The sequence below is a fragment of the Dietzia sp. SLG310A2-38A2 genome (assembly GCF_014145095.1).
Lineage (GTDB): Bacteria > Actinomycetota > Actinomycetes > Mycobacteriales > Mycobacteriaceae > Dietzia.
The window spans coordinates 1-5,143 of sequence record NZ_JAALDX010000281.1 but is presented as its reverse complement, the minus strand read 5'-3'; the positions used below and the strand labels follow the sequence as shown (position 1 = coordinate 5,143).

Annotated in this window: 4 protein-coding genes and 1 tRNA gene; 1 reads left to right on the top strand and 4 read right to left on the bottom strand. The window is 70.0% G+C overall.

From position 1 onward, the window contains the following. Window positions 1–1,131 (bottom strand): 5'-3' exonuclease H3TH domain-containing protein (locus G6027_RS18810; RefSeq protein ID WP_346995690.1); only part of this gene is annotated, 1,131 nt, incomplete at its 3' end. Between the two features lie 79 nt (window positions 1,132–1,210). Here G6027_RS18810 and G6027_RS10325 point away from each other — a divergent pair. After that, window positions 1,211–1,287, top strand: a tRNA-Leu gene (locus tag G6027_RS10325). 12 nt (window positions 1,288–1,299) lie between these two features. On the opposite strand, the gene G6027_RS10320 is transcribed toward G6027_RS10325, so the two are convergent. The 3 genes from G6027_RS10320 to G6027_RS10310 all read right to left on the bottom strand — a co-directional run. After that, a complete protein-coding gene (locus G6027_RS10320) occupies window positions 1,300–2,469 on the bottom strand; it encodes a pentapeptide repeat-containing protein (protein ID WP_182637100.1) in 1,170 nt (389 codons plus the stop codon). A 157-nt stretch (window positions 2,470–2,626) separates the two neighbouring features. Further along, window positions 2,627–4,042: an MmgE/PrpD family protein gene (locus tag G6027_RS10315; RefSeq protein WP_182637099.1), complete on the bottom strand. Its 1,416-nt coding sequence runs from the start codon at window positions 4,040–4,042 to the stop codon at window positions 2,627–2,629. Next, a partial coding sequence (locus G6027_RS10310; protein WP_182637098.1) for an MmgE/PrpD family protein occupies window positions 4,039–5,143 on the bottom strand: 1,105 nt, incomplete at its 5' end. The genes G6027_RS10310 and G6027_RS10315, both read right to left, overlap by 4 nt.

Below are 5,143 nucleotides of genomic sequence, written 5' to 3'. Positions count from 1 at the left end.
TCCCGCCGCGGCCACGGTGACCGACTGCGCGTCCCCCGCGCCCGGTCGTGAGGGACCGACGACGACGAGGCCGTGCCGACTCCCGGCCGGCGCGTGGGCCGCGAGCCAGTCCGAGATCTCACCCGCCCGCAGCACCGCGGCCTGCTCGATCTCGATCTCCGGCACCGGCTCGGGTGCGCCCTCCGGGAGGAAGGCGGAGAGGAACCGGTCGCGGGCCTGGGGGCCGAACTCCAGCCTGTCGAACAGAGCGTTGACGTCCGCCCGCTCGGGCAGGCGCCGGGTGAGTTCGTCGAGCTGCACGCCGAGGTCGAGGTCCCGGGTGAGTTCGGTGATGCGCCGGTTGAGCTGCACCTGTGGGAGGTGCTCGCGGAAGCTCTCCCCCACCTTGCCCTTGACCTCGTCCGCGTGAGCGATGAGTTCCGACAGGCTGCCGTACTGGACGATCCACTTCGCCGCCGTCTTGTCGCCGACCTTGGGAACCCCGGGCAGATTGTCGGAGGTGTCGCCTCGGAGCGCGGCCACGTCCGGGTACTGGGCAGGTGTCACCCCGTACTTCGCCTCGACCGACTCCGGGGTGAAGCGGGCGAGCTCCGAGACTCCCTTGACCGGGTAGAGCACGGTCACCGCGTCGGAGACCAACTGCAACGCGTCGCGGTCCCCCGTGCAGATGAGGGTGTCGGCCCCTGCCGCCTGGGTGGCCAGGGTCGCGATGATGTCGTCGGCCTCGTGACCCTCCAGCGACAGCGTGCGGACCCCGAGTGCCACCAGGGCTTCCTGGATCAACTCGACCTGTCCCTTGAACTCCTCAGGGGCCGCCGAGCGCGTGGACTTGTACTCCGGGTACTCGGCCGTCCGGTGCAGGGTCGCCCGAGAGACGTCGAACGCCACCGCCAGGTGGGTGGGCTCCTCGGTGGTGACCAGGTTGGCGACCATCGAGAGGAATCCGTAGACCGCGTTGGTGTGCTGCCCGGAGGCCGTGGAGAAGTTCTCCGCGGGAAGGGCGTAGAACGCGCGGAACGCCAGCGAGTGCCCGTCGAGGAGCAACAGACGGGTGGGCCCGTGTGCCTCGGCGACGGTGGACGCGGTGGTGGCGGCGGAACTGGCTTCGGCGGTCTGGCTCGTGGTGCTCACACGGCCACTCTAGGGCGGGCGTCGGACAGCCGCTCACCGGTCGTCGGTTAGACTTTCCGACCAGCGGCTCGCCGCGTTCGCCCCCGTAGCCCAATTGGCAGAGGCAACGGATTCAAAACCCGTCCAGTGTCGGTTCGAGTCCGACCGGGGGCACCACTGCGCTGCAGCTCATGGCGAGCTCATCGGCTGGTGTGAGGCGATGGAGATCTCCGTCGAACTTCCTCTCCGGAGCCCTTCTTTTCCAGCCTCACTGCTTCCGAACAGTGTCAGAACCGACGATCCGAATCCGGGCGCCGGGACCCCGGGTGGCGGCTCCGAGATATCGGGGTCGGGTTCCGGAATAGTCACCTGCGTGGGTGGTACGAGCCCCAGGTAGTAGGTCGTGGCCAACAACCGGCTGTCGGTGGTGCCGTCCCCACCCGTGCACTGCCATTCGATACCAAGCGGTCCGACCCCGGCATTCTGCACCAACTCGACCGTGCTGTTCGGGGCGACGGTGACAGTGGGCCCCGGATACGGGGCGAGGTTGGTGTAGTTGCCGTCCGCGTCGGTCGGACGGGCCTCGAAGGAGCACTCGAACGATGAGGTGCTGGACCTGTTCGTCCAGGTGGTGTTCAGCGTCCACGCGGCGTACCCCTTCTCCGCCGTCGCTCCCAATGAGATCGGTCCACTGTCCGGCGCCGGGGGCGGAGGCGGAGGCGTGTACCCGGGAGGGCCTGCGAGCGGCGTGCCGGTGGAACCCGCCAGATCCACCCCGATGGCGTCGGTGAAGATCGCACCTGTGACATCGGCGTAGATCCTCGCGCCCGTCAGATCCGCGCCCGTGAAGTCCGCACCCGTCAGGTCGGCCATGGTGAACTGCGCGTTGGTCAGATCCGCGTCAGCGAATGTCGCGTCCCGTGCATTGGTCTGCCACAACCGGGCGCCGGTGAGCGTTGCGCCCGTCGCGTCCAGCATCTGCATACCGGCGTTGTTGAAGTACGCGCCGACGGCGGAGACCGATCGCAGATTCGCGGCAGCCAGGTCAGCACCGGAGAAATCGGTGCCTACGGGGAATGTGCGCCCCTCCATGTTCGCGCGTTCGAACTCTCCACTCACCCAGAGCACGTCGACGAACGGTGGCGTGGAGAGGTCGTAGCCGCTCAGGTCCACACCAAAGCAACTGGCATTCACGCCTTGGACATAGGGCAGGGTGCACCCGGGGACCGTGACACCGCTGCCGTCCACAATCGGCTCCGCGGGAGCGGCATATGCCGCGGGCAGCGCGGGCCAGAGCCCCGCCGCGACGACGAGCGCCACGGTGCCCGCCCGTAGTGCGCCCAGCCCTGACAGTGCCATGGAGCGAATTGCGGTGGTGCGCATCGGTGAGATTCCTGTCGCTCTGGCCCTCGACCGGGGAAGACCCCCGCGACTACGCCAAGGGTTACCACGGATCTCCCAGGCTCGTGAGCGCTATTCGATCACGCGGCGAGCCCGAGCGACGCGACCTGAGTGGCTACCGGTGGTCGATCCCGTCCGTCCCCCTCAACCGAGCGCTCAGCGCGGGCAGGTCCAGGGACGGGGTGTCCACCAGCAGTTCGATCAACACCGCCGCCTCGTCCGCCGTCCAACCAGACAGGCGCAGGTTCCTGTCGGCTTTCGCGCGGATCGCCGCTTCGGGGACCGGTCGCCCGGCCCCACCGAGGACGTCGCGGACGGTTGCCGTGTGCACGCGCCCGTCCCCGGTCCGCGCGTCGACACGAGCCGGATACCGGGCGGGGAACCCGGAGTCGTCCCAGAGCTCGTAGGTCATCCTGCCGGCCACGGCGGCCCGCTCCCCGCCGATCGGGTCGGTGAACAGGGAGTTCCTGACCTCGCCGTCGACCAACCGCGCCGCGAGGATGTACGGGAGGCTCCACCGCGCATCGTGCCCGCTGGGAGGTACCTGCCTGGCGCCCCACGGTTCGGCGATCACCGGGGCGGCGCCGGCGGGGACGTGACAGTGGAGACTGTCGATGTCCGACGGCCGGAGGCCCTCCGCGAGCAACTGCTCGACGGCCTCCACGAACGGATGGATGAAATGACAACACGGGATCAGCTTGTACGCGGCGTCCGGGAGGTGCCATTTCTCACCGAGGTCCCCCAGCAGTGCGTCGAGCCTGGCCGGCGCTCCGGGGTCGTCCGCGAACAGGGTGTAGAAGCCGTGGTCGCCGTCGAGCACCCTCGACGGCCCGGTTATCCCAGCCCGGGCGAGTTCCGCCGCCCACAGTCCCGAGTGTGCGGCCCACGCCGGCTGTGCGGCCTTGACCGTCGCCCCCTCCGCGAGGAATGCGAACGTCCCGCCGGGTTGGCTGCCGGCGATGCCGAGGGCGTCGGCGCCGTTGTGGGTGTCCCCTCGGATCAGGATCGACACGAGTGCGGCGGCGAACGGACCGGCGGCGCTCGTGGTCTGGAATCCGCGGGACTGCAGGGTTCCGGGACTGGCCAGGCCCATCCGGATGAGAACCTCCCACCCGACGGCGTACGCGGCGGTCATCCGGTCGCCGTCCGCGCCACTGGACTCGGCTGCGGCCAGCGCCGCCGACGTGAGGGTCGAGCTCCCGTGCATCACCGAGGCGACGTGGGTGTCGTCGAATTCCAGGGAGTGGATGAGGGTGCCGTTGGCCAGTGCCGCGACCGGGGCGGGGGCGCCGTCCTCTCGACCGAGCACAGTGCAGGGACCGTGACCGGCGGAGTCGGCGATGCTGGTGACGGTCCTGACAGGACCGCTGACGGATCCCAGGATCCCGACTCCCAGGCTGTCGAGCAGATGGAGCCTGGCGGACGCCATGACGGTGTCGGGGACCGAGGTCATCGCCTCCGCGGCCGCGGCCACCAGCTTCTCGGACAGAGACATTCCGCCGTCGGACACATGAGTCGGGTTGTCGTTCATCGCCCGGCCTCCGGGACGAGTGCGGCCAGGACTGCCGCCCAGGGTTCGTCCCCCGCCACCTCTCCGTTCACGATCTGCGCTGCGACGCCGGCGAAGTCGGGAAGGTGCCGGGACGTGAGGTCCGCCGCCTTCTGTAGTACCTCGGCCTCGCCCAGCGGTCTGTCCGGACCGCCGACGGCGCTGAGGCATTCGGCGTCGCGCCGCGACCCGTCGGCGAATCGGACCGTCACCCTGGCGGGACGGTCGTGAGGCGGCTCGGGCAGGGACTCGTACGGCGTCAGGCGCACCCGATCACGCAGTGCTGCGACGGTGGGGTCGCCCAGACCCCCGGAGGCGAAGACCCGGGCGTCACCGGACCCCGACGCCAGGACCGCCGCGACGACGTGCGGAACGGAGAACTTCCCACCCAGGGCCGTGGTCGGGGCGCGCTCGTCGAGGGCCATCGCCAGCGGATGGGTGGCCACGTCGATCGCCACGACGTCCTCGGGGGACGGGAGCGGCGCTCCGCCGGTGATCTCCAGCGCGCACTCGAGGGCGGCGTGGGTGTACTGACAGGCGGCGTAGCGCTTGTGGTAGCCGTCGACGATCGCCCACGAGTCACGCTCGGCTGCCAGCTCTGCGAGGTCGACGCTCTGCCCATAGGTCGAACTGAAGATGTCGAAGAGCGTCACGGCGTCCCCACCGAGGCCTGCTGCGGCGGCGTCGGAGGCGAGGAATCCCAGCACTGCTCCTCCCCCGGCCCAGACGTTGCGGACCTGGGCTCCCACCGTGGCGTGACGGAACGGGCCGGCCATGCTCATCGTGGCCGCCGCGTCCACCGCGCCGAGGATGGTCGCACCGTTCCGCGTCCTGAGCCAGGTGACCGCCGCGGCGGCACCGATCGGCGACAGCGTCGCGTGCGGATGCAGGGTGAGCGGACGAGGGGCGGGAAACGCCCTGGCCACCGCTGTGGCGACCTCGTACCCCACGACCACCGCGTTGAGCAGGTCGTCGACCGACGCACCGGTGACCTCGGCCTCCGCCACCGCGGCAGGAATGGCGTACAGCCCTCCATGACACGTCGCGGGCCGGTACCCCTCGTCCAGCTCGTCCCATCCCGCC

Coding starts and splice junctions, on each gene's coding strand:
- G6027_RS10315 (WP_182637099.1), bottom strand. CDS start 4,042: ATGAACGACAACCCGACTCATGTGTCCGACGGCGGAATGTCTCTGTCC.
- G6027_RS10320 (WP_182637100.1), bottom strand. CDS start 2,469: ATGGCACTGTCAGGGCTGGGCGCACTACGGGCGGGCACCGTGGCGCTC.